Source organism: Psychrobacter sp. H7-1, from assembly GCF_904846585.1.
Lineage (GTDB): Bacteria > Pseudomonadota > Gammaproteobacteria > Pseudomonadales > Moraxellaceae > Psychrobacter > Psychrobacter raelei.
Window position 1 is genome coordinate 1 of sequence record NZ_CAJHBH010000010.1, and the last position, 21,999, is coordinate 21,999.

18 protein-coding genes are annotated in these 21,999 nt (G+C 46.6%); 6 read left to right on the plus strand and 12 right to left on the minus strand.

Translation table 11 applies throughout. The features are described from left to right. Positions 1–200: 200 nt before the first annotated feature. From JMX92_RS04920 to msrA, 4 genes are all read right to left on the minus strand, one after another. Positions 201–1,625, minus strand: coding sequence for a lytic murein transglycosylase (locus tag JMX92_RS04920; protein ID WP_155586679.1), 1,425 nt, complete (start codon positions 1,623–1,625; stop codon positions 201–203). 308 nt (positions 1,626–1,933) lie between these two features. Next, on the minus strand, positions 1,934–2,899 hold the full coding sequence (locus tag JMX92_RS04925; RefSeq protein WP_201544258.1) for a D-hexose-6-phosphate mutarotase: 966 nt from the start codon (positions 2,897–2,899) through the stop codon (positions 1,934–1,936). 47 nt (positions 2,900–2,946) lie between these two features. Then, positions 2,947–3,639 (minus strand): thiopurine S-methyltransferase, encoded by a 693-nt coding sequence (locus JMX92_RS04930; protein ID WP_201544260.1) that lies wholly within the window; start codon positions 3,637–3,639, stop codon positions 2,947–2,949. A 176-nt stretch (positions 3,640–3,815) separates the two neighbouring features. Then, on the minus strand, positions 3,816–4,343 hold the full coding sequence (msrA, locus tag JMX92_RS04935; RefSeq protein ID WP_011959578.1) for a peptide-methionine (S)-S-oxide reductase MsrA: 528 nt from the start codon (positions 4,341–4,343) through the stop codon (positions 3,816–3,818). 138 nt (positions 4,344–4,481) lie between these two features. Between msrA and cmoA the strand changes: the two genes are divergently transcribed. From cmoA to JMX92_RS04950, 3 genes are all read left to right on the plus strand, one after another. After that, a complete protein-coding gene (cmoA, locus tag JMX92_RS04940) occupies positions 4,482–5,306 on the plus strand; it encodes a carboxy-S-adenosyl-L-methionine synthase CmoA (protein WP_201544268.1) in 825 nt (274 codons plus the stop codon). Between the two features lie 88 nt (positions 5,307–5,394). Beyond that, positions 5,395–6,456, plus strand: a complete 1,062-nt coding sequence (gene cmoB, locus JMX92_RS04945) for a tRNA 5-methoxyuridine(34)/uridine 5-oxyacetic acid(34) synthase CmoB (protein ID WP_201544270.1) — start codon at positions 5,395–5,397, stop codon at positions 6,454–6,456. Positions 6,457–6,583: 127 nt separating this feature from the next. Further along, entirely contained in the window at positions 6,584–7,756 is a 1,173-nt protein-coding gene (locus JMX92_RS04950; RefSeq protein ID WP_201544272.1) for a DUF1176 domain-containing protein, read from the plus strand. A gap of 34 nt (positions 7,757–7,790) precedes the next feature. Here JMX92_RS04950 and JMX92_RS04955 read toward each other — a convergent pair whose 3' ends face one another. After that, positions 7,791–8,021 carry a DUF2788 domain-containing protein gene (locus JMX92_RS04955; protein WP_011959582.1) on the minus strand — a complete coding sequence of 77 codons (231 nt, stop codon included), beginning with the start codon at positions 8,019–8,021 and terminating at the stop codon, positions 7,791–7,793. Between the two features lie 284 nt (positions 8,022–8,305). On the opposite strand from JMX92_RS04955, the gene argS reads away from it, so the two are divergent. The 3 genes from argS to JMX92_RS04970 all read left to right on the plus strand — a co-directional run bounded on the left by argS (position 8,306) and on the right by JMX92_RS04970 (position 11,956). Next, positions 8,306–10,135: an arginine--tRNA ligase gene (gene argS / locus JMX92_RS04960; protein WP_201544274.1), complete on the plus strand. Its 1,830-nt coding sequence runs from the start codon at positions 8,306–8,308 to the stop codon at positions 10,133–10,135. Positions 10,136–10,282: 147 nt separating this feature from the next. Then, positions 10,283–11,110 (plus strand): SPOR domain-containing protein, encoded by an 828-nt coding sequence (locus JMX92_RS04965; RefSeq protein WP_155586673.1) that lies wholly within the window; start codon positions 10,283–10,285, stop codon positions 11,108–11,110. 87 nt (positions 11,111–11,197) lie between these two features. After that, positions 11,198–11,956 carry an IclR family transcriptional regulator gene (locus JMX92_RS04970; protein ID WP_011959585.1) on the plus strand — a complete coding sequence of 253 codons (759 nt, stop codon included), beginning with the start codon at positions 11,198–11,200 and terminating at the stop codon, positions 11,954–11,956. Between the two features lie 93 nt (positions 11,957–12,049). Here the strand turns inward: JMX92_RS04970 and mmsB are convergent, their stop codons facing one another. From mmsB to JMX92_RS05005, 7 genes are all read right to left on the minus strand, one after another. Continuing rightward, the gene (gene mmsB / locus JMX92_RS04975; protein WP_155586672.1) at positions 12,050–12,991 is read right to left on the minus strand and encodes a 3-hydroxyisobutyrate dehydrogenase; all 942 of its coding nucleotides are present in this window, start codon (positions 12,989–12,991) and stop codon (positions 12,050–12,052) included. A gap of 113 nt (positions 12,992–13,104) precedes the next feature. Further along, the gene (locus JMX92_RS04980) at positions 13,105–14,388 is read right to left on the minus strand and encodes an enoyl-CoA hydratase/isomerase family protein (RefSeq protein ID WP_201544276.1); all 1,284 of its coding nucleotides are present in this window, start codon (positions 14,386–14,388) and stop codon (positions 13,105–13,107) included. Between the two features lie 49 nt (positions 14,389–14,437). Then, complete coding sequence (locus JMX92_RS04985; RefSeq protein ID WP_110816022.1) at positions 14,438–15,220, minus strand: enoyl-CoA hydratase; 783 nt, start codon at positions 15,218–15,220, stop codon at positions 14,438–14,440. A 191-nt stretch (positions 15,221–15,411) separates the two neighbouring features. Further along, on the minus strand, positions 15,412–16,578 hold the full coding sequence (locus tag JMX92_RS04990) for an acyl-CoA dehydrogenase family protein (RefSeq protein ID WP_201544279.1): 1,167 nt from the start codon (positions 16,576–16,578) through the stop codon (positions 15,412–15,414). Between the two features lie 220 nt (positions 16,579–16,798). Then, positions 16,799–18,286: a CoA-acylating methylmalonate-semialdehyde dehydrogenase gene (locus JMX92_RS04995; RefSeq protein ID WP_201544281.1), complete on the minus strand. Its 1,488-nt coding sequence runs from the start codon at positions 18,284–18,286 to the stop codon at positions 16,799–16,801. 150 nt (positions 18,287–18,436) lie between these two features. Next, positions 18,437–19,825 (minus strand): GntP family permease, encoded by a 1,389-nt coding sequence (locus JMX92_RS05000; protein ID WP_201544283.1) that lies wholly within the window; start codon positions 19,823–19,825, stop codon positions 18,437–18,439. A gap of 127 nt (positions 19,826–19,952) precedes the next feature. Further along, positions 19,953–21,965 (minus strand): propionate--CoA ligase, encoded by a 2,013-nt coding sequence (locus tag JMX92_RS05005; protein WP_201544291.1) that lies wholly within the window; start codon positions 21,963–21,965, stop codon positions 19,953–19,955. Positions 21,966–21,999: the final 34 nt, after the last annotated feature.

Sequence of the window (21,999 nt, forward strand, 5' to 3'; positions counted from 1 at the left end):
TGTCTGGAATCCTTTTATGCGTCTCATTAATAGCGTCTTGTAGTCTCATAGTAAAATAGCCCATCTACTTATTAGATGGGCTATTTTATTACTTTTATTGAGTTTTTGCCTTAACTGACTGGCATTAATGCAATTGCATGGCTTTTTGTTGGCGGTATTGTTGGCAGTATTTAGTTAAATACTCACGTATGGCCTTGGGCTTATTGACCTTTATCGACTCTAATTAAACGGATGGTGCCATCACTTTGAATCTCACGGCGATAGCCATCTTGCTGCTCAATTAAGCGGGTGATGCTGTCATTGGTCGCACTAGGCGCTTGGCTTGGCTGCGCCGGATAAGAGGATGAGGCGTAGGTTGACGCCGGACGTGGGTTATTGGCGCTACCTCCAGTATTGCCCATAATCAAGCGATAGAACTTCTGACCGGCACGGCCATCGGCAGGGAATACGCCTTTACTGGTCTGATATTGCTGAATGGCCAGACGGGTGTTATCACCGATGATGCCATCAACCTCTCCAATGTCATAACCGGCATTAAGCAGTGCTTGCTGAATGTCTTTGGCTTGCTGACGGCTGATGCCTGGGTCATCGGTCGGCCAAGCGGTGATGAAGTCGGTCTTGCTGCTGTCCTCTTTAGTGATCAAATCAGACAGGTGGGCAATGGCTAACGCATAGTTCTCTGAAGCATTATAAGAGTAGAAGGTATCGAAGTTCTTACCCACTAAGAAGGCAGGGCCATTTAGGCCGGCAGGTAACAGTAATCCTGCGCTGCTTAAGTCATAAGGTAGAGGACGACCATCAGCTAACGTGAAGCCTTTGTCACGCCAGTAGCTCATAGACTTTTTGTCTTTGCGGCTATTGCTGCCCCAGAATCCTTGTGGAATTTTTACTTCATAACCCCATGGCTCTCCGCTGCGGTAGCCACGTTTGGCTAAGAAGTTGGCAGTTGATGCCAGCGCATCAGCCTTACTGTTGACCAAGTCTCGGCGGCCATCACCATCGAAGTCTACCGCCAAATCAAGGAAAGTACCGGGCATAAACTGAGTCTGACCAAAAGCGCCTGCCCAAGAGCCTGTCATATCTTGTGGACGAATGTCGCCTTGCTGTACGATTTTTAGGGCATTGGCATATTCGCCGCGGAAATAAGACTGACGGCGGTCAAAGCAGGATAAAGTAGCCAGTGACTGGAACAGATCTTTTTTGCCTAAGGTTTGACCGAAGTTTGACTCGACACCCCACACGCCCAGCACGTGCTCAGGCTTCACCCCGTAACGCGCCTCAATGCGGCGTAAGGTATCTGCCATCTCATGCTTGGCACGAATACCATCTTCAACGCGCTCTTTATCCACCAGTGATGACAGATAATCCCACACATCTTTTTGAAACTCAGGTTGATAGTTTAACGAAGCAATCACACTTGGGTCCGGCTCGCTGGGGCGATAGTTTTCAAAAGTTGAGCTGCTTACGCCGCGAAAAGTACTTGAGTTTTTTAGGCCACTTAAGCACTGTTGAAATTCAGCATTTGATAAGTTAGGGGCCGGCGGCTTGGCGGCGTGTGCAGAGGTGGCTGCCAAAGAAATGCCAAGGGCCGTGGTCAAGGTAGCAGCAAGAGGGGTACGCAGCATAAAGGAATTCCTTAAAATAAAGTAACGGGTTATGAGGTATTTGTTGGGTGTCCTAAGTGACCAAAGTCTATCCGGTAAGGTTAGGCACCCTAAGTATTGGGGGCTATGTTATTAACCGTTTTATTAACACATTGCTAAAAAACGAGTAAGCAAATCCAGCCAACTTAAGGCATGGGCTTTTTAAAGGGTTTATAAGATTATAAACAGCGCCAGGTTAGGGTAACCAAAATACAGCGTAAATAAAAGGTATACAGCAGTTTGGTTACCATAACAAAACGACGGGACAAGGTGAGGTTAAGGTAGGCAGGCTAATGAGCTTGGGATAGGCTTAAGCTTAAGCTGTGGGTTTGGCCTGATTGCAAGGTGACAGCATCCAAATGGGCATTGGCGGTCTCGATACACAGCATACGTAGGTAGTCATCCTCGGCAAATTGGCTGACCTGCTTGGCCTTTTTGATCCACGGATTCCAAATAACCGTACTATTGCTGCCTGTAGCGATAAGCTGATAGCGCTGGGTAGGGGTGGTGAGGGTGATGTCTGGTGCGCCGTGATAGATACGGTCAACCTCACCCTCAAAGCTGATATCACCTTGCTGGGTCTTGGTTTGCCAGCCACCATTTGTCGCATCTGTCTGTAGCGTATCACTATAATTGACACCATCAAAGCCACCAATCACCGTTTGCGTAATATCTGCAGTGGGCAAATAGGTATGCAGCGCCTGCGAGAAATGCACAGTATGCGCCTCTTGATTTTGGGTAGTCAGCTTAATGTTAACACCCTGATCATTAAAGCTAAATGTCACTGTCAAATCTAGCTTGGGCGAGCTGGATACTGTCAGCGTTAACACCAGCTCTGAGGTCTTATTATCACCAATCTCACTGCTAAAGCGCTCAAAATCAAAAATCTGTGTGCGGGCATAGCCATGCTGAGTTACATCATACAGGCTATCTTTAAAGCTTGTTTTAACCGCTTCAGGATTGGCATTAAACAACCCAAATACCGGCCAACATAGAGGCACGCCGCCTCGCACTGAATCTTGAGTGTCGTATTGGGCCTGCGCGCTGACCCACAGCCAGTTATCGCTAACATGCTGCGGCGCTAATTGCTCAAAGTCTTTTGTGGGCAGCTTGCCGCTAGAAAAATAAATCAGCTGAGCACCTTGCAGTAATACAACCGCTTGATACGCCGGAGCACGGATATCTAGGGCATCTAGTGCGCCAATTTTAATACGTTTAACTGTGGCGGCTGGGCTGGACAAAACAGTATGCGGCATAGGTAAATAGTCATCAAGTCTGTGGTAAATGCAGGGAGATAGTCCGGTTACGATTGGTTAATTAATCGCCAAGCTTGGTTAATCAAGCGGTCAGTCGGTTCAAACGCATCTTGACCTAAAAACTCAACCTGATACGCCTCTTGATAGTAACCATAAATGGCGTCATCTGATACCACAAAAGGCGGCCCACCTTGCTGGCGGCTCAGACGCGTGGCCTCATCCATCGCTGGCGCATTCAGCGCAAAATTAAGCAGCAATTGCGGCGCAGTTTGGGTCAGCTTTATGACTTGCTGTACGTATTGACGGCGCAAATGAGTGGGCGCTTTATCGGGCATGGCCACCAAAGCGGCTCTATCATAAACGGCATCGATAGTGCCCACATCAGTAGGGCTCAGCTCAAAGATATCGCCTGCAAAGATTTGGATCAGTCGTCCGGCATATTGGCCTTGATAGATATTCATAGACTCATTTTTAGGATGCTTAGTGATACTCATCTCGATATTGTTTTCTGAGAAAAACTGCTGCACTGCGCTATCTATCAGCTCTGAGCCAATCACATCATAGCCCTGCTCAGCCAGCCAAAGCATGTCTATGCTCTTGCCACACAAAGGCACAAAAACACGGCTGGCAGGGGCTAGGCTAAGAGACTTAAAGTAGCTGACCAAAAGCTGGTTTGGCTTTGCTTGATGAAAGCCTGGCTGCGGGTTTTGCCATTTTTCTTGCCAAAATTCAGGATTCATAATGACTCGCTTGGTAACAAAGGTATTTTTGTGGTGAGAAAGGTATTTTTGTGGTGAGACAATACAGTGAGATTAATGATAACCCATTATCTATATATTGACTCACAAAAAAATGCTGGCGCCATTATTCATGATGCCAGCAACAGTGTTCAACATAAAGGCGTTAACACGCAGCCCTATTTGGCCATATATTGCTTAAATTCTTTACGTAGTTTGCCTAACTTAGGCGGAATAACCGCTTGGCAATAGCCTTGGGTTGGGTTTTTATTAAAGTAATCTTGATGATAGTCTTCTGCCACATGAAACTCATGAACAGGGTGCACTTCAGTGACGATATCAAGTCCCATGTCACGCAGTTTATTGATGGTACGGTCGATGGTTGGTTTTTGAGTTTCTTCATCGGTATAGAAAACCACTGAACGATATTGACTACCGATGTCATTGCCCTGACGGTCACGAGTGGTAGGATCATGCGTGGCAAAGAAGATATCTAACACCACCTCTAAAGGCACAATAGTGTCATCAAAATCAACGCGCACCACTTCGATATGTCCGGTAGTGCCAGAGCAGACGTCTTTATAATTGGCCAAGTTGGCATCTTCGCCGCCCATATAGCCTGAGGTGACTTTTTGCACCCCTTTTACCGACTGAAAAACAGACTCGGTGCACCAAAAGCAGCCGCCGCCTAAAATAATTGTTTGCATGGTTTGTCCTTATTATTCGCTTATTTTATTCACTTATTAACGAGCTCGGTGTTAATTCTAACAAAATACAATCAGCCGATAAGTTAAAAACAGTAATGTTATAATACAGTGTGTTCAAAATTGAATAAGAGACTTGATATGTCTAATACAACAGATGCCGATGCTAAGCACCCTCAGTCCAATATCCTTGTCGAAGAAACTGTGGTGTATGACAATGTGTTTACCACACCGTTAGACAAGGCCGCGCGCTTTTCATTTGATGAGCAAGTGGTGGCCTGTTTTCCTGATATGATTCGCCGCAGTGTACCAGGCTATGGTCAGATGTTGGCAATGTTGCCGATTTTTGCCAAGCGTCATTGCCAGGCTGGCCAAGTAAATGCTGAGGGCAAACGGGTCAGCCGAGTCTATGACCTTGGGTGCTCGCTGGGCGGGGCCACCATGGCGCTGCTGAATGAAAAAGGTGGCTTTAGCAAAGAAGAGCTACAAATTAAAGCGGTAGACATCTCGCCGGCAATGACTCAAAAAGCTGAGGTATTGCTGCAACAGAACTATCCAGAGCACGATATCGAAGTCATTACGGCTGATATTCGCGGATTTGAGCTTGAGCCTTGCGATATGGTTATATTAAACCTAACCTTGCAGTTCTTACCGCCTGCTGACCGCACTCAGGTATTACAAAACATATATGATGCGCTTAATTACGGTGGTATCTTGGTATTGACTGAAAAGACCCACACCGGTGATGAGCAAGATGATGCGTGGTTGGTTGAGCGCTATTATGACTTCAAGCGTGCCAATGGGTATAGCGAGCTTGAGATTAGCGGCAAACGTAATGCGTTAGAAAATGTGCTAATTACCGACACTTTAGATCAGCATCATCAGCGTCTAGCAGAAGTAGGCTTTAATCGTAGTTTGACCTGGTTCCAGTTTTTAAACTTTGCCTCTATGGTGGCATTTAAATAGCCCAAATTTTAAATAAGGCCGCTTGTAAACAGGATGATGGGTGTTCTCTGATCCTCTCAATAAATTGTATTCACATAACGAATCCTCTATGACAAACCACACAATCACTACCGCTGAACGAGAACTGTACTTAGCCCTTATTCAACGTGCTCAGTATCGCCCTATTGCTACCCAGTGGTTGGCAAACTTACCCCAATGGCTCAGTGACGTTAAAGACAAACGCCGCTATGCTCACGCGCCAGCTTACCTATCTGCGGTAGAAAACTTGCCACAAATCAAGGTCAAAAACGTCGATTTGAACAGCGATATTCTAACCATTGATGCCGATTTGACTGACGGTCAAAGCAAGCAAATAACCGCGCTTATGAAACAGTTAATGCCGTGGCGCAAAGGCCCGTTTCAGATTGGATCTGGCGACAATAAGGTGTTTATCGACACTGAATGGCATAGTGATTGGAAATGGAATCGCATAAAGCCTCATTTAGGTACTTTACAAGGCCGTTATGTGCTTGATGTCGGTGGTGGCTCAGGCTATCACGGCTGGCGCATGGCAGGGGCAGGGGCTAAGCAAGTGGTTATCATTGACCCCTCTTGCCTTTTTTATCATCAGTTTATGGCCATTCGTCACTTTGTGGCAGGCTTCGATACTGATATGGACAGTGATAGAACAGGCGTCGGCTACCGCACTCACTATATTCCTGTTGGCTTAGAGCAGTTACCCTCAAGCTCAGATCAAGGCAATCAATTGTTTGATACCGTATTTTGTATGGGGGTGCTATATCACCGTCAATCACCGTTTGAGCATTTGATTCAACTCAAAAACCAGCTGATAAATGGTGGGCAATTGGTGTTAGAAACCCTAGTTATCGAAGGCGATGCCAATACCGTACTGGTGCCGCACAACCGCTATGCCAAAATGAATAATGTCTACTTTATTCCCTCGGTGGCGGCATTGACGGGCTGGCTGGAGAAAGTGGGCTTTAGCGAGGTCAAATGCGTGGATATTGATATTACCTCGACCAAGGAGCAGCGCGCCACAGACTGGATGAGCTATCAATCGCTCAAAGACTTTTTGGATCCCAATGACCCCACCAAAACGGTTGAAGGGTATCCGGCGCCCATGCGAGCAACATTAATCACCACTAAGTAGCCCGCCCCACTTATTTGGCAATTCATTTAAAGGGCTTATTGCAACTGCATGTACCGTGCTACAGTTAACATATAAATCAATGCTCGTCGACATCTCTTGTCTAGGCGACACAACAGGAGCATGCCCTATGAATAAATTGCATTTACTAAGCACTGCTTTATTTGGATTGTCGACGCTGATCACGTTACCTGCTGTAGCGGCAGAGGGCTATGGCAAGCCATTTGAGGATGGGGGCTACAGCAAAGACGACTGGCAATTGGTCTGTGATAATACGTTAACTTGCCGAGCGGCGGGTTATTCAAGTGAGGATAATCTGGACAGACCGGCTTCAATTTTAATCACGGCGATACCCAAGCAGAGCATCCCAAAAGTTGAGGTGCAGTTTGCAAGCGAAGAAGATGATAACGGCAACAACGAGATTGAGCTGTGGTTAAACGATAAGTTTTATGGGCAGCTCAGTGCTGGTTCAGATGGGGCAGATGGTGGTGTTTATCAATTAAACCAAAAGCAGGCCCAAGCGCTACTTAGGCGAGCGCGTCAAAATACTAAAATAGACATAGTCGCCGTCTCTAATGTGGGTAATAAACGTTGGCAAGTTAGCGATAAAGGTATGAGTGCGGTACTGCTTAAATTAGATGAGGCGCAAGGGCGAGTCGGTAACGCATTGGCTTTAGTCAGTCATAGCCATCTGAATAAACAAGTGCCCAAATCGGCAGTAGCAAAACCCATTATTCACAAAGCGTTCGCCTATGCTGATGCAAAACAAACGACACTGTCGTCCTCAGCGCGTAACTATTTTAACGCTAATATTGAAAAATGGGTAAGGGTAGGCTCTAAACCATTAATGGGCAGCTCAGATGATATGGGGGCGTGTGAACTGGCAAATCCTAAGTCTGAGCAGTCTCAATCTTTTAGGGAGTATGCCACAGAGGGTCTTGACTGGAGCTTTGAGCGGGTAGATGCCACGCATACGCTGGCCAGTCATTTGTGCTGGCGTGGTGCTTATAATATGGGATATGGGTATTGGCTAATAGACAATGCCAAACCGAGTTCGCCTCAGCTTATCACCACCTCTGGCTCAGAGTATTCTGAGGGTGAGATTTGGGCAATTCATAAAGCGCGCGGGATAGGAGACTGTTGGGGACAAAAACAGTGGGTATGGAATGGTCAATCTTTTGTACTTGCCACAGAAGCAACCACAGGTATGTGCCGCGGCTTTGCAGGCGGTGCATGGCAATTACCCACTCATGTCGCTAAGATTATCGAGCATAACAGTACCCAAGCGTCGATAGCCAACTAGCCGGTGAAGCTTGGGCTGACTTGAAGTAGGGACTCTAAAGCACCCACTTTTCGAACACAACTTCTAACACCAGCTTTAATAAAAAGCCGACGAAGCCTGCGCCTAGGGCCAAAAAAATCCAAAAAGTGCCGGCACGACCTGCATCAGATTTTTTGGAAATGTCCCACATAATAAAGAACAAAAAGGCGATAAAAATAGGCAGTAAGACGTACAGGCCCCACTTGGTTACGGTTTCAGCGGCAATAGCAAACACGGCAGCAAGCATAAATGCATTCCAAAAATAATGATAAAAATAAAAGGGTACTGTCTAAAACAGTGCTCTGAGTGTGATAAGTCAGTCTAGAGTGCCCCATTATAGAGGAGAGTGACCCCATAATGCCATTTTGGTGGGTGACTGATAACAAAACAACAAAAATGAAAGTTGATGGAAAAAGTAAGCTAACCTTGATATATTAAAGGGTTGCTCCAAATATATGAGTACCCTTTCAAATTTTGTATCAAAACCGTATCTCAATCCCAAATTCACTTAACTTCAGAGTTTAATAAATTATGTCGCAAGCTCAAATTGATGAAATCTTTGCATTACTAGATAGCGCCGCCAAAGTATTGATTGATCAAGGCGTATTGCCGGCCGATTGGCAGAATAACAGCCAGATCACGCGCAGCAAAAGCCCTGAGCACGGCGACTATGCCAGTAATATCGCCCTAACCGCTGCTAAAGCCGCCAAATCCAACCCACGCGCCTTAGCTGAGCAGTTGACAGCGGCCTTACCAGCCAATGACAGTATTGCTAAGCTAGAGATTGCAGGGCCTGGCTTTATCAACATCTTTTTAAATACTGATGCAAAATTTGCGGTATTGGATGCCATTTTTGATAAAAATCAGAAGTATGGCTTAACCGATGAATTTGCGAATAAAAAAATTCAGGTTGAGTTCGTATCTGCCAACCCAACTTCTAGCTTGCATGTGGGGCATGGCCGCGGTGCCGCCTTTGGTATGAGTGTGGCAAACCTGCTTGAAGCTGTGGGCTATGAGGTGACTCGTGAATATTATGTCAATGATGCCGGTCGTCAGATGGATATTTTGGCCACCAGTACTTATTTGCGTTATTTACAGTTAAATGGCGAGCAAATTCACTTTCCAGTGGGCGGTTATCAAGGCGATTATGTGACCGACATAGCACAAACCATTAAGACCCAGCAAAACGACGCCTATGTGCACAGCTATGCTGATATCAGCGCAAATGCACCAGAAGATGAAGTCTCTGAGGTGAATGACGCCGGTGAAAAAGAGGTGGTCTCAGGGGATAAAAATGCACACATTGATGTGATAATTGCCAATAGCAAGCAAGCACTTGGCGATAACTATGCTGTCTTCTTAAATGCAGCTTTGAGTGAAATCTTGGGAGATATCAAAGACGATCTTAATGAGTTTGGGGTGCGTTTTGAGCGCTGGTTTAGCGAAAAATCCATAGCAGATGAAATTGAGCCGGTTTTGGCTGAGCTTGACAGCAAAGGCCATTTGTATGAAAAAGACGGCAACATTTGGTTCCGTTCTACCGACTTTGGTGATGAAAAAGATCGTGTGGTGCGCCGTGCTAATGGCCTAACCACTTATTTTGCTTCGGACATCGCTTATCACAAAAACAAATTTGAGCGCGGGTTTGACACGGTAATTAACGTATGGGGTGCTGACCACCATGGTTATATCGCCCGTGTTCGTGCCGCTTTGACTGCACTGGGTATCGATGAAAAACGTTTGGAAGTTATTTTAGTTCAGTTCGTGGCATTATGGCGCGGTGAAGAAAAAATCCAAATGTCATCACGCTCAGGTAAGTTTGTGACGCTGCGTGAACTGCGTGAAGAAGTGGGTAATGATGCCGCCCGTTTTTATTATGTGGCGCGTAAGCCTGAAGTGCACATTGACTTTGACTTAGAATTGGCAAAATCACAGAGCAAAGACAATGCCGTGTATTACATTCAATATGCTCATGCCCGCGTGTGCAGCGTACTTGAAAAATTAGCAGCCAAGGGTTTCGATGTGGACGACGCTCAAGGCAGTGCGCAACAACACTTATTAACCGCAGACGCCGAAAGTGAGCTGATTAAACTGCTGGCCGCTTATCCTGCGACCTTAAAGCGTGCAGCCACTGGTTACGATCCACACGTATTGACCAACTACCTAAAAGACTTGGCCTCCTTATTCCACGCTTGGTATAACGACAATCGTATCTTGCCGGTGAGCATTATTGCTGATGAGACACCAAGCCAAGAGGAGCTGGATATGATGCAGGCTCGCTTGCGCCTATCAAAGGCGGTGCGTCAGGTATTAGCCAACGGCTTAAGCTTGCTGGGCTTGTCTGCACCTACTAGCATGTAGCAGGCTTTTGGCAGAATAAAAAGCTGCTAAAGTGATTAATTTAGCATTATAAGTTATTTGATATACTCGCTCATGTTAGTGACTTAATGGTTAACTTATAATTTGCCAACGAGCATGGCCTGACTGATTCATAAATGGAGAAAATTTATGTTAGCAAAAAAACCTAAAGGCGCAGTACAAAAGCGACAAGGCGGTGGGGTTGCAAGCTTACTGTGGATGTTCGTTGGCGCCATATTGACTGTTATGTGTTTGGGTGTGCTGTATCTTTGGAACCCGTTTGACTTAGGTAGCGAGACCAAAGCGGAGCAAAAAACCGTTGAGCCGATCAATCAGCCTAAGTCTGAGACCAATGACTTTGAGTTTTATGATTTGCTGCCCGATCAAGAGATGATCAGCGTGCCAGATGAAGCGGTGTTTGATGAAGATACGCAGACCACGACTGCCCCAGATGTGTTACAACCTGATGTGGTGGTAACCACGCCAAGTACCCAAACTCGTGATAATAGCATTCAATCTATTGATGATTTGGCCGGGGTACAAGACAACTCTACTCAGACACCGGTAAAACCAAATGCGCCGGCAGCCAGTGGGGATAATGACATTGTGATTGTGGAGGAGGAGGGGACTTATGATGACCCCACGCCGTCTACCAGTAGTGGCAACCAAACCAGTCAGAGCACAGGCCAAGCCAACCGAGTGACTCAAGCTGGAGTTAAGCCTGCTGCTGCTAGCAGACCACCGAGTTATATTCTGCAAATTAACAGCTTTAGTAGTGCTGATGAAGCAGATAAACGCCGCGCCCAAGTGCTGATGGCAGGCGTAGATGCCAAAGTGGTTAAAAGCAAAATGAACAATGGTCAGGTGTTTTACCAAGTGGTGTCACCCACCATGACCAGCCGTCAAAATGTCGTGGCCGCGCAGCAAAAACTACAAAATAATGGCATTGACTCGTTAATTGTTGAGCAGCGCCGCTGAGTCGTCTCTAAGCCAATGAGAGACATTAAGTAAGCCCGTTAGTTTTTATATTCAAAGGTATTTTTTACATTTAAAGGTATATGGATCATGCCCAAAGTCTCCTCTATTACTCGAGTGCTGCAAATCATTGAGGCGGTCTCTTATGCGGCAAAGCCCATCACACCTTTAGAGTTATCACAAGAGCTCGATATCCCCAAACCCACCATCCATCGGCTGCTACAGCAGCTGGTAGATGAGGGGTTTGTCACCATAGACATTACCGGCGGCATCATTGCGGGACGCCGAGTGCGCAATTTAAGCGTTGAGCTGTGGCAACAGCGTCAGTTCTATAGTGAGCGTCATGTCATCTTGCAGCGTTTGGTGCGTGATGTGAAAGAGACGTGCGGGATTAGTGTGCCGCACAATATGCATATGATTTATACCAACCGGGCGAAAACGGATTTGCCGCTACAAATCTACTTGCCGGTGGGCGCTAAGTCGCCGATGTGGTGTACCGCAACCGGTAAGCTGTATCTGAGTCAATTATCGCCTGAGCGGCGCGATAAAATGCTACAAAACTTAAGCTTGGATAAATTCACCAAAAACACCATCACCGATGTTGATAAGCTTAATATTGAACTTGATGCGATTGCCAAGACCGGTATCGGTATCGACAATGAAGAGTTTATCTCAGAGATGGTCGCAGTCTCTGTGCCTATTTTGGATAAAAAAGATCGCTATTTGGCCTCGTTATATATGCACGCACCGACCGTTCGGGTGTCACTTGAGGACATGATGCAGTCGGTGCCTCGCTTGCAGGAAGCGGCGCTGGATATCCAGGCTTTGGTATATGAGCTACAAAGCTAACACCGCTCTCACCACAAGTATCATACACATCAATAAGCCCAAGTCAGTGACTTGGGCTTATTGTTTTAGCAGAGGGACTGTTAAATGTTAAAGTTAACGAAGTACACTGCTGTCAAAATGAGCCATGATACTCGAGAAGTCTTTTGTATTGTGCTCTTTGATATGCTCATCATATAAGGCTGCAGCTTGGGCACCCATAGGCACTTCGGCATTGATGTCTTCAGCGGCTTGTAAGGCCAAGTGCAAATCTTTGTGCATGTGCTGACTCATAAATCCGCCGCTATAGCCTCGGCTAGATGGTACGTTCTCTAAAACACCAGGATAAGGGTTGTACACCTCTAGTGTCCAGTTGCGTCCTGAGCTTTGTAGCATAATATCTGACAACACTTTGGCATCTAATCCGTTTTTGACGCCCAAGTTTAAAGCTTCTGCTGTACCGCTCATTAGGATGCCCAACAGCATGTTGTTACAGATTTTGGCCACTTGTCCGGCGCCATTACTGCCGGCATGAAATATGTTTTTGCCCATGGCCTTTAAGATAGGTTCAGCGCGGTTAAAGGCACTGTCTTCACCGCCTACAATAAAGGTGAGCGTGCCGGCTTCTGCACCTGCAGTTCCCCCTGACACCGGAGCATCTACCATATCGATGCCTTTGGTGGTGGCGATACGAGCCACGTTTCTGGCGGCGGCAGCATCAATGGTAGAGCTGTCAATGACTAAGGTGCCACTGGGTAATTCTGACAGTAGCCCGTCGGCGGTCAGCTGTGTTGCTTCAGCATCACCCAGATAGACCGTATTCACATGTTTGCTGGCCGGCAGCATGGTAATCACCACATCTGCACCTTGCACTGCTTGTTTTGGTGAGCTTGAGGTTGACGCGCCAGCGTCAGATAATTGCTGCTGCGCGGCCTCTGATAGGTCATAGACGGTGACCTGATAGCCGTTTTTTAGCAAGTTTTTTGCCATAGGGCCGCCCATATTGCCCAGACCAATAAACGCAATTTTGGGGGTATCTTTGGGGGTGTTTTGGGTCATATCATCGCTCCTTGATGAAAAAATAAAGAAATGAAAAAGTGAAAAAACAAAGCAATCATTTAAGTTATAAATTTGGGTTTAAGCAGTTTTTATAGCCCAAAGTAAGCGTGGTGTTAGCTTTGCGCCTCATGGGTTAGGTTCTGTGCCATCAATGAGCCTTTGCACTCAGAGCTGAGCCACTCTTGGAAAATATGCTCACCTTTTGGGTAAGGGTTGTCAAAGTGGCTATTGATATAAGCGCGACCTTCTTGGCTTAAACAGTGTTGCAGGGTGCGTGACCAATTAGGGTTTTTATCCTTATCGATAAGCAGCGCGCGTACCCCTTCTTTAAAGTCTGGATTATTGGCACAGTGCACTGCCACATTGGCCTCTACATACAAAATCTGCTCAAGCGATAAGTCTTTGACGCGGTGAAACAGCTCATAAGTTAACGCGGCAGTCACTGGGCAGCCAGCACGATAAGTGGCCAATGCCCGCTGAGTCCAGCTGTCTTCGGCGAAGTTTGGATCGATTTTTGCCAAGGCAGCATCGTCTTGTAGGCGTGCATCAATCTCTTTGAGCCCGCCGCTGACCATCAGCGTCTGAATGCTGGCCCAGTGCTCAGCCAATTTGCTCGGTTTGAATACAACATCTGCATTATCTGCAGCATTAGCCGACCGCTCAAGCTCCGCTAAGCTGTGGTGAGCGACACGATGCGCTTGGCTGTAAAGCGCGCTGGAGGCTGGGGCATCTTCCCATGCGGCCGCTGCTAAGGTGTCAATGACTTGTTGATATTGGCTACTGGGCAGGGCATATTCAGCAAGGCTTGTAAACTTGGCATCACTGCCGTTGCACAAGGCGCCGGTTAAGCCTAAGAACAGTCCAGTTTTGGCTGGCATGCGCTGTAAGAACCAACTGCCTGAGGCATCAGGGAATAGACCAATGCTAATCTCTGGCATGGCAAACTTGGTGGTCTCAGTCACAATACGGTGACTACAAGCGGCCATTAGACCCATGCCGCCGCCCATGATGATGCCATTGCCCCATAAGATAATGGGCTTGCCATAAAAATGCATTTGGCGGTATAGCGCATATTCACTACCAAAAAAATCAGTGGCATAAGGGTTAGGGATCGGCGGATTATCTAGCATGCTGTCATACAGCTTACGGATATCACCACCGGCGCAAAATGCTTTATCTCCTGAACCGCGCAGTAGCACAGCCACAACTTTGCTATCATTTTGCCACTGTGTGAGCTTCGCGCTCATTAGCTGACACATATCGATGCTCAAGGCGTTCAGCGATTTGGGCGAATTAAGCGTCATCTCACCAATCACATGACCTGACTGAGTGGTGTGTGTGGCAAATAGGACAGAGGCTTCAGTAGAAGCAGCAGTTGATGCGATGTTATCGGACATATCGGTCACCTTGTTATAAACCATGAGCAAGAAGGGCTATGTGTGCAAGCTATTTGTTTTGCCAAGTGGGTTTGCGCTTTTGTAAAAATGCATTGACCCCTTCGGTTTGATCGGCAGTATCAAACAATTTGACAAACGCTTCACGCTCATTAATCAGGTTGTAGGCCGGCGGTGTGTGGCGAGCTGACTGCACCAGTTGTTTGGATAAGGTGACTGCAACTGGTGATTGATTGGCAACTTTTTGAGCAAGTTTTAGTGCTGTGCTTAAGCCTTCACCTTTTTCGACCACCTCTTCGACTAGACCGATACGCAGCGCAGTGTCTGCATCGACACGCTCACCGCACAAAATCATACGTTTTGCCCAGCCTTCACCGACCAGCCAAGGTAGGTTTTGCGTACCACCGGCGCAAGGCAATAAGCCAACCCCAGCTTCAGGTAGCGCCATAACCGCATGTGCCTCGGCAATACGGATATCACAGGCTAGCGCAGCCTCTAGGCCACCGCCCATCGCATAGCCATTAATGGCGGCAATGCTCACGCCGCGATAGTTCGATAGCGCTTCAAACGCTTCGCCAAAGGCAATTGCCATTGAAATCGCGTTGCCTTTATCGCCATCCGCAAAGGTATTTAAATCGGCACCGGCTGAGAAGAATTTTTCGCCATCACCATGGATGACTAGGGCATAGACCGAATCATTGTTATTTAAATCAGTGACCAGCTGTTTTAGAGCGGCCAGACTCTCTGCCGTCCAAGTGTGAGCCGGTGGGTTGTTTAAGGTAAGGGTGGCCACATGGCCGTCAATCTTAAGATCTAGGTTGGTGTAATTGCTCATAATATCCCTATTTTTTATATTCACTATTTTGTATGCTTACTAAGCGACTGGGCATCATTTTTTAAGCTTCTGGCTTTATCTCTCAGACAGTGCAAATAAATGAGTTCCAGTCGTCCTACCGCTTTAGTTTACGTATCTTCTGTTACGATTATTGTAGCCAATAAGCTGCTGTCGACAGTCTGCTTTTATCACTAACGTAAGCTGTCCAACGCGCCGTCACTCAACATTTTACGTGACACGATGACACGCATAATCTCGTTAGTGCCTTCTAAAATTTGATGCACACGTAAATCTCGTACATGACGCTCAAGTGGATATTCATTGAGATAACCATAACCGCCATGCAGTTGCAGGGCTTCATTAGCTACCGCAAAGCTTAAGTCTGTTGCTAGGCGTTTGGCCATAGCACAGTAAGTGGTGGCGTCTGAATGTTTTTTATCGACTTTATTGGCGGCCAAATATAGCATCTGACGAGCGGCAATGGTTTGGGTCAGCATATCAGCCAGTTTAAATTGCACCGATTGCAGCTCTGCGATGGCGCTACCAAACTGTTTGCGTTCTTGCACATAGTTCAGTGCTGTCTCTAATGCCGCTTGAGCGGTACCGACGGCGCAGATACCGATATTAATACGGCCGCCATCAAGGCCTTTCATGGCAAATTTAAAGCCTTCGCCCTCACTGCCAAGCAAGTTTTTGGCAGGGACTTTGACGTCTTTGAAATGGATGGTGCGGGTAGGCTGAGCTTTCCAGCCCATTTTGTGCTCATTCTTGCCGTAGCTGATGCCGTCACTGTGTGCATCGACCACAAACGCAGACACGCCTTTAGGGCCGGCATCGCCAGTGCGTGCCATAACCACTAAAGTGTCGGTTGAGCCTGCTCCTGAGATAAAGGTTTTTTCACCGCTGAGTAGATAATAATCTTCGCCGTCTTGTTTGACCGCTTTGGTAGTCAAAGAGCCTGCATCAGAGCCAGCATTGGGCTCGGTGAGACAGTAGCTTGAGAGCAGTTCGCCGCTGACCAGTCTAGGAACGAGGTCGGCACGGACGTCATCTCTGGCATATTCGCCAATCATCCAAGTGACCATGTTGTGGATGCTGATATAGGCGGCAACCGCGGTATCACCCCATGCCAGCTCTTCAAAGACAATGGCAGAGTCTAAGCGGGGTAGGCCTAAGCCATCATAATCGGGGTTGGTGTAGAGTCCTAAAAAGCCAAGCTCGCCGGTTTTTTTGATCACGTCCACAGGGAAGTGGCTGTTTCTATCCCACTCGGCAGCGTTGGGTTTTAATTCCTTTTGGGCGAATTGACGTGCCGTTTGCTGATATGCCAATTGGTCGTCGGTCAATGCAAAGTCCATGATGCATCCTGTTTAACAATTTAATGAGGTCGTGCTTTTAGTATTGTGTTTATAGCATAAGTATAACAAGTAAAATATAGTGGGGTCGCTCATCTATGGATAGCCGCAAATAATAATGAGCAATAAATCAGATAGTGATTGATCGGCATATTTATATAACTATTAGAGAGTATATATTACCGACTCAATCACCATCCAAGTTTTTGTTCTTGTATAAAAATTACATCGAAATCGTGGTGTTGACCTTGCCTTTACTGGCTTCATCATCAAACCAACGTGCAGTCACGGTTTTGGTCTGAGTATAGAATTGTACCGCTTGCTTACCATAAGGGCCTAAGTCGCCAAGCTTACTGGCACGTGAGCCTGAGAATGAGAACATGGGTAGTGGCACAGGAATCGGCAAGTTAATACCCACTTGACCCACATCGATGTCTTGCTGGAATTTATGCGCCGCTGCACCAGATTGGGTGAAGATAGCGGTACCATTGCCGTTCGGGTTGGCATTGATGATTTCAATGGCCTCATCAAGAGAGTCAGCACGCATGATGCACAGTACAGGGCCAAAGATTTCTTGGCTATAAATCTGCATGTCGGTGGTGACATTATCAAAGATGGTTGGACCCACAAAGTTACCGTTCTCATAGCCTTCTACAGTAATGCCGCGACCGTCTAATAGCAGTTTAGCGCCTTCATCGACACCGGTTTGAATCAGACGTTCAACCCGCTCTTTGGCTTGAGGGCTAATTAGTGGGCCTAAATCCTTGTCATGCTTACCGGCGGATACCACCAAGCTTTCTGCTTTGGCTTTAATCTCATCAACCCAGTCTTTAGCATCACCGACCAACACCACAACAGACAGTGCCATACAGCGCTGACCAGCGGCACCAAAGGCGGCACCGGCTAATTGGTTTAGGGTTTGCTCTTTGTTGGCATCAGGTAGGATTACCGCATGGTTTTTGGCGCCCATCATACACTGGACACGTTTGCCGGCTTTGCTGGCACGGTCATACACATGGTGACCGACATTGGTTGAGCCCACAAAAGATACCGCTTTGATATCTGGATGATCACAGATGGCATCTACCGTTGGTTTACCGCCATGCACCACGTTTAGGACGCCTTTTGGAACGCCCGCTTCAAGTGCCAGCTCGACCAAACGCAAGGTCACCATAGGGTCTTGCTCAGACGGCTTAAGAATAAAGGTGTTACCAGTGGCAATCGCCATTGGGAACATCCACAGCGGAATCATAGCAGGGAAGTTAAATGGTGTGATACCGGCACACACACCAAGCGGCTGCCAGATGCTATAGGTATCCACACCGGTTGCGACGTTTTCAACGAAATCGCCCATTTGCAAATTAGCGATACCAGCAGCATGTTCAACCACCTCTAGGCCACGGAACACATCACCGCGCGCATCGGCAATGGTCTTGCCTTGCTCTGAGGTTAATAGCTCAGCCAACTCATCCATGTGCTCACGGATAAGCGCTTGATAGGTTAAGAAGATGCGGGCACGTGTAGTGATTGGTGTTTTGCGCCAAGTTTTAAACGCTTCTTTGGCAGCCGCGACGGCTTCATTAATCTCGTCATTGGTGGTTTGTGGTACTTTGGCAATGACTTCTTGGGTGGCAGGATCGGTTAAATCAATCCATTCTTGAGTGTTAGAGTCGACGAATTCGCCATTGATGAGTTGTTTAACGTGATGCATGAGATGTCCTTATCTTTAATGGTTTCTATATAATGATACAAAGCATATCACTTTACAAGAAAAATTTCTTAAAATATACCCTATTTTATGTGCTATAGAGTGAAGCAATATATATGTTGTTTTGAAATAATTTATTTCAGGTAAAAATGGTTAGAAAGAGCCAAATACAGTTCCTAATATAATTACTACGATTAAAGCGATAATTGGAACCACTACAGCAGTGACAAAGATATCTTTATAAGATTCTCTATGTGTCAGGCCACAAATAGTCAACATAGTGATTACTGCGCCATTATGCGGTAAAGCATCTAAACCACCAGAAGCCAAAGCTGCTATACGATGCATTAACTGAGGGTCTATGTTGTACTGTTGGGCAAGCTGCATATAGTTGGCGCCCATAACCTCTAAAGCAATACCGAGACCTCCAGATGCTGATCCAGTAATACCCGCTAAGACGTTAACAATAATTGCTTCTGAAATAATTGGATTGTTTGGGGCAATACCCATCAAAAAGTGTTGGATAATTGCAAAACCTGCTAAGCTAGCAATGACAGAGCCATAACCTACTTCAGAGGCGGTATTAAAGATAGGTAAAAGCGATCCTGTTGCGCCTTTGTTTAGACTATCTGCTATGTTTTTAATGCGCTTAAAATTAAATGCTATAACAAATAAGCAAGCAATGGCTAAAGATATAATAATAGACCAAAGTCCTAAAACTGAGCTTAAGGTAACCCCACCAAATTTTTCATCTGCAAGATAACTGTTATCCCACAAAGGAATAATTATCTTAGAAAATAAGTAGTTTCCTCCTACGACTATAGCGATAGGTAGTAAGGCAATCCAAAAATTAGGAATTTTCCCACCCAAATCTAATTCTTTTTCATTTAAGGTATGAGTTCCATATCCTTCACTATTTTGATGAGCTAAACGTAACTGATGATTCATCCAAAGCATCCCACCACCTAACATTAGAACTGCAGAAATGAGACCTAGTCCTGGTGCTGCAAAGGCATCGGTTTGGAAGTAAGGCATAGGAATAGCATTATGAATGGCAGGTGATCCAGGAAGTGCAGTCATCGTAAAGGTGAATGCACCGATACTTATAGCACCTGGAATAAAGCGTTTAGGAATATTGACTTGTTTAAATAGTTCAGCGGCAATAGGGTAAACAGCAAAAGCCACTACGAAAACTGATATACCCCCATAGGTTAATATGCCACAAGCAATGACGACAGCAAGTAATGCATGTTTATCGCCTAACTTGTTGACGATATATTGAGCAATACTGTAGGCATAGCCAGAGTCTTCCATTAATTTTCCGAAAATAGCCCCTAATATAAATAATGGAAAATACTTAACTGCGAAACCACCCATACCTTCCATAAAGACCTGAGTGTATATACCCATTGATTCGCTGCCTTGACCGCTTAACACTACGGCGAGTATTGCTAATATAGGTGCAAGAACCAATACGCTTACGCCTCTATAAGCAAAATACATAAGTAAGGCTAAAGATAATAAAATCGCAAAAATACTCATATTTAGTTCCTTCTAAATGGTATTGCGAGTCCATAAAGCAGAGTGCTCAGACAGCACTCCCTCCAAACGATAAAGTTTAGTGACTGATAATAAATATTGGGTGAATACTTGGTAGCTAAGCGAGTGCTTAATAATTCTCAATAGCCGCTTTCACCGCATCAATGGCTGTCGGATCATCTAAGGTGGACATGTCACCTGTGTCCTGTCCTTCAGCAAGGGCGCGGATGGCACGGCGCAAAATCTTGCCGGAGCGCGTCTTAGGTAGGGCTTTGGGGAAATAGATGGCGGCAGGTCGAGCCAGTGCACCTAAAGACTTGGCTACCACACCCATGATTTGCTGCTCGACACGGAAGCGGTTTTCGGTCTCTTCAATAATTGATGGGTCGCGCAGGATACAAAATGCGATGGGCAGCTCGCCTTTTAGCTCATCTTTGATGCCCACCACACCCACTTCGGCAACTTCAGGGTGCTCGCTGATAGCCGCTTCTATTTCTTGGGTGCCTAAGCGGTGGCCGGCGACGTTAATGACGTCATCGGTACGACCTAAAATATGATAGTAGCCATCTTCATCAATCATGGCATAGTCTGAGCTTGAGTACTGTTTGCCATTAAATAGGCTGTAATAGCTTTTCATAAAGCGTTCATCATTGCGCCACACTGTGGTTAAGCAGCCAGGCGGTAGTGGTGCTGAGATGGCAAGCAGACCTTTTTCACCAGGCTGGCAAGGTTCACCGGTTTCTTCATTGAGCACTTTGGCATCATAGCCATACATGGGGTAGCCTGGGGTGCCGGGTCTGTGCGCTTTATAGTCAAATTTGGGTACATGGCTTAAGATGGGCCAACCGGTCTCGGTCTGCCAATAGTGATCGATAATGGGAACGCCCAAATGACCCGATAGCCATTCGCCTGTGGGCTCATCGAGAGGCTCACCGGCTAAGAAAAAGGATTTAACGCTGCTGGTGTCATAGCGGGTCAGCCAAGATTCATCTTGTTTTTTGAGCATGCGCACCCCAGTAGGTGCAGTGAATAGGATATTGACCTTATTGGCCTCAACGATACGCCACCAGATCCCTGGGTTTGGGTTGTGCGGTAGGCCTTCATACATAATACTGGTTAGGCCGGCAAGCAGGGGTGCATAGATGGTGTAGGAGTGTCCGACTGCCCAGCCGATATCTGAGATGGCCCAAAAGGTCTCGCCTGGATTGCCATCATAGATATAATCCATGGTAGTGGTCAGTGCCACTGCATAGCCGCCAGTGTCACGCTGAACGCCTTTTGGGGTACCTGTGGTGCCTGAGGTATACAGCAAATAAGAGGGCTCATTAGATTCAAGCCACACCGGCTCTACCACCGCGCGATTGTCACAGCTGATACGGCGCTCAGTGGCATAATCTACATCAATGGCTTGGCGCTCATAAGGCATAATCCCGCGGTTGACTACCAGCACATGCTCAGGCTTATGCTCAGCTTGCTCGATGCCTTGATTGACCAAGTTTTTATAGTTAATGACCTTACCACCACGCAGACCGGCATCTACGGTGATTACCAGTTTGGCCTCGGCATCGCTCATACGCACCGCTAAGTTATGCGCTGCAAACCCGCCGAAGACGACCGAGTGAATGGCACCAATACGGGTACACGCCAGCATGGCGTAAGCGGCCTCTAAAATCATCGGCATATAGATCACGACGCGGTCACCTTTGCCCACCCCTAAACGCTGTAAGACATCGGCGAAGTAGTTGACCTCTTTATACAAGCGGTTATAAGTCAAGCGTCGCTTGGCATAATCGGTATAAAATTCGACATGATTATCAAGCGCTTTAAAGGCTTCGGCGACGCCAGGGTGGTTATCAAGCAGCTCTTGGTTAATTTCAGAGGACACCCAGACGAAGGCATCTTGCTCAGCACGTGCCTCTAAATGACGATCAACGCAGTTATAACAAAGATTGGTCTCACCGCCGACGAACCATTTGGCAAAGGGCAGATTGCTGTCATCTAAGACTTGCTGTGGCGGCTTATGCCAATAAATGCGCTCGGCCTGTTTGCCCCAAAAAGCATTGGGGTCGCTAAGCGAGTTTTGATGCAGTTCAGCAAAAGATTCGGTGGCGGAGGTGACGTAGGGAGAGTGGGAGTGATTCATGGTGCTGTCCTTAGCTGATTAAAAATAGGCGCAA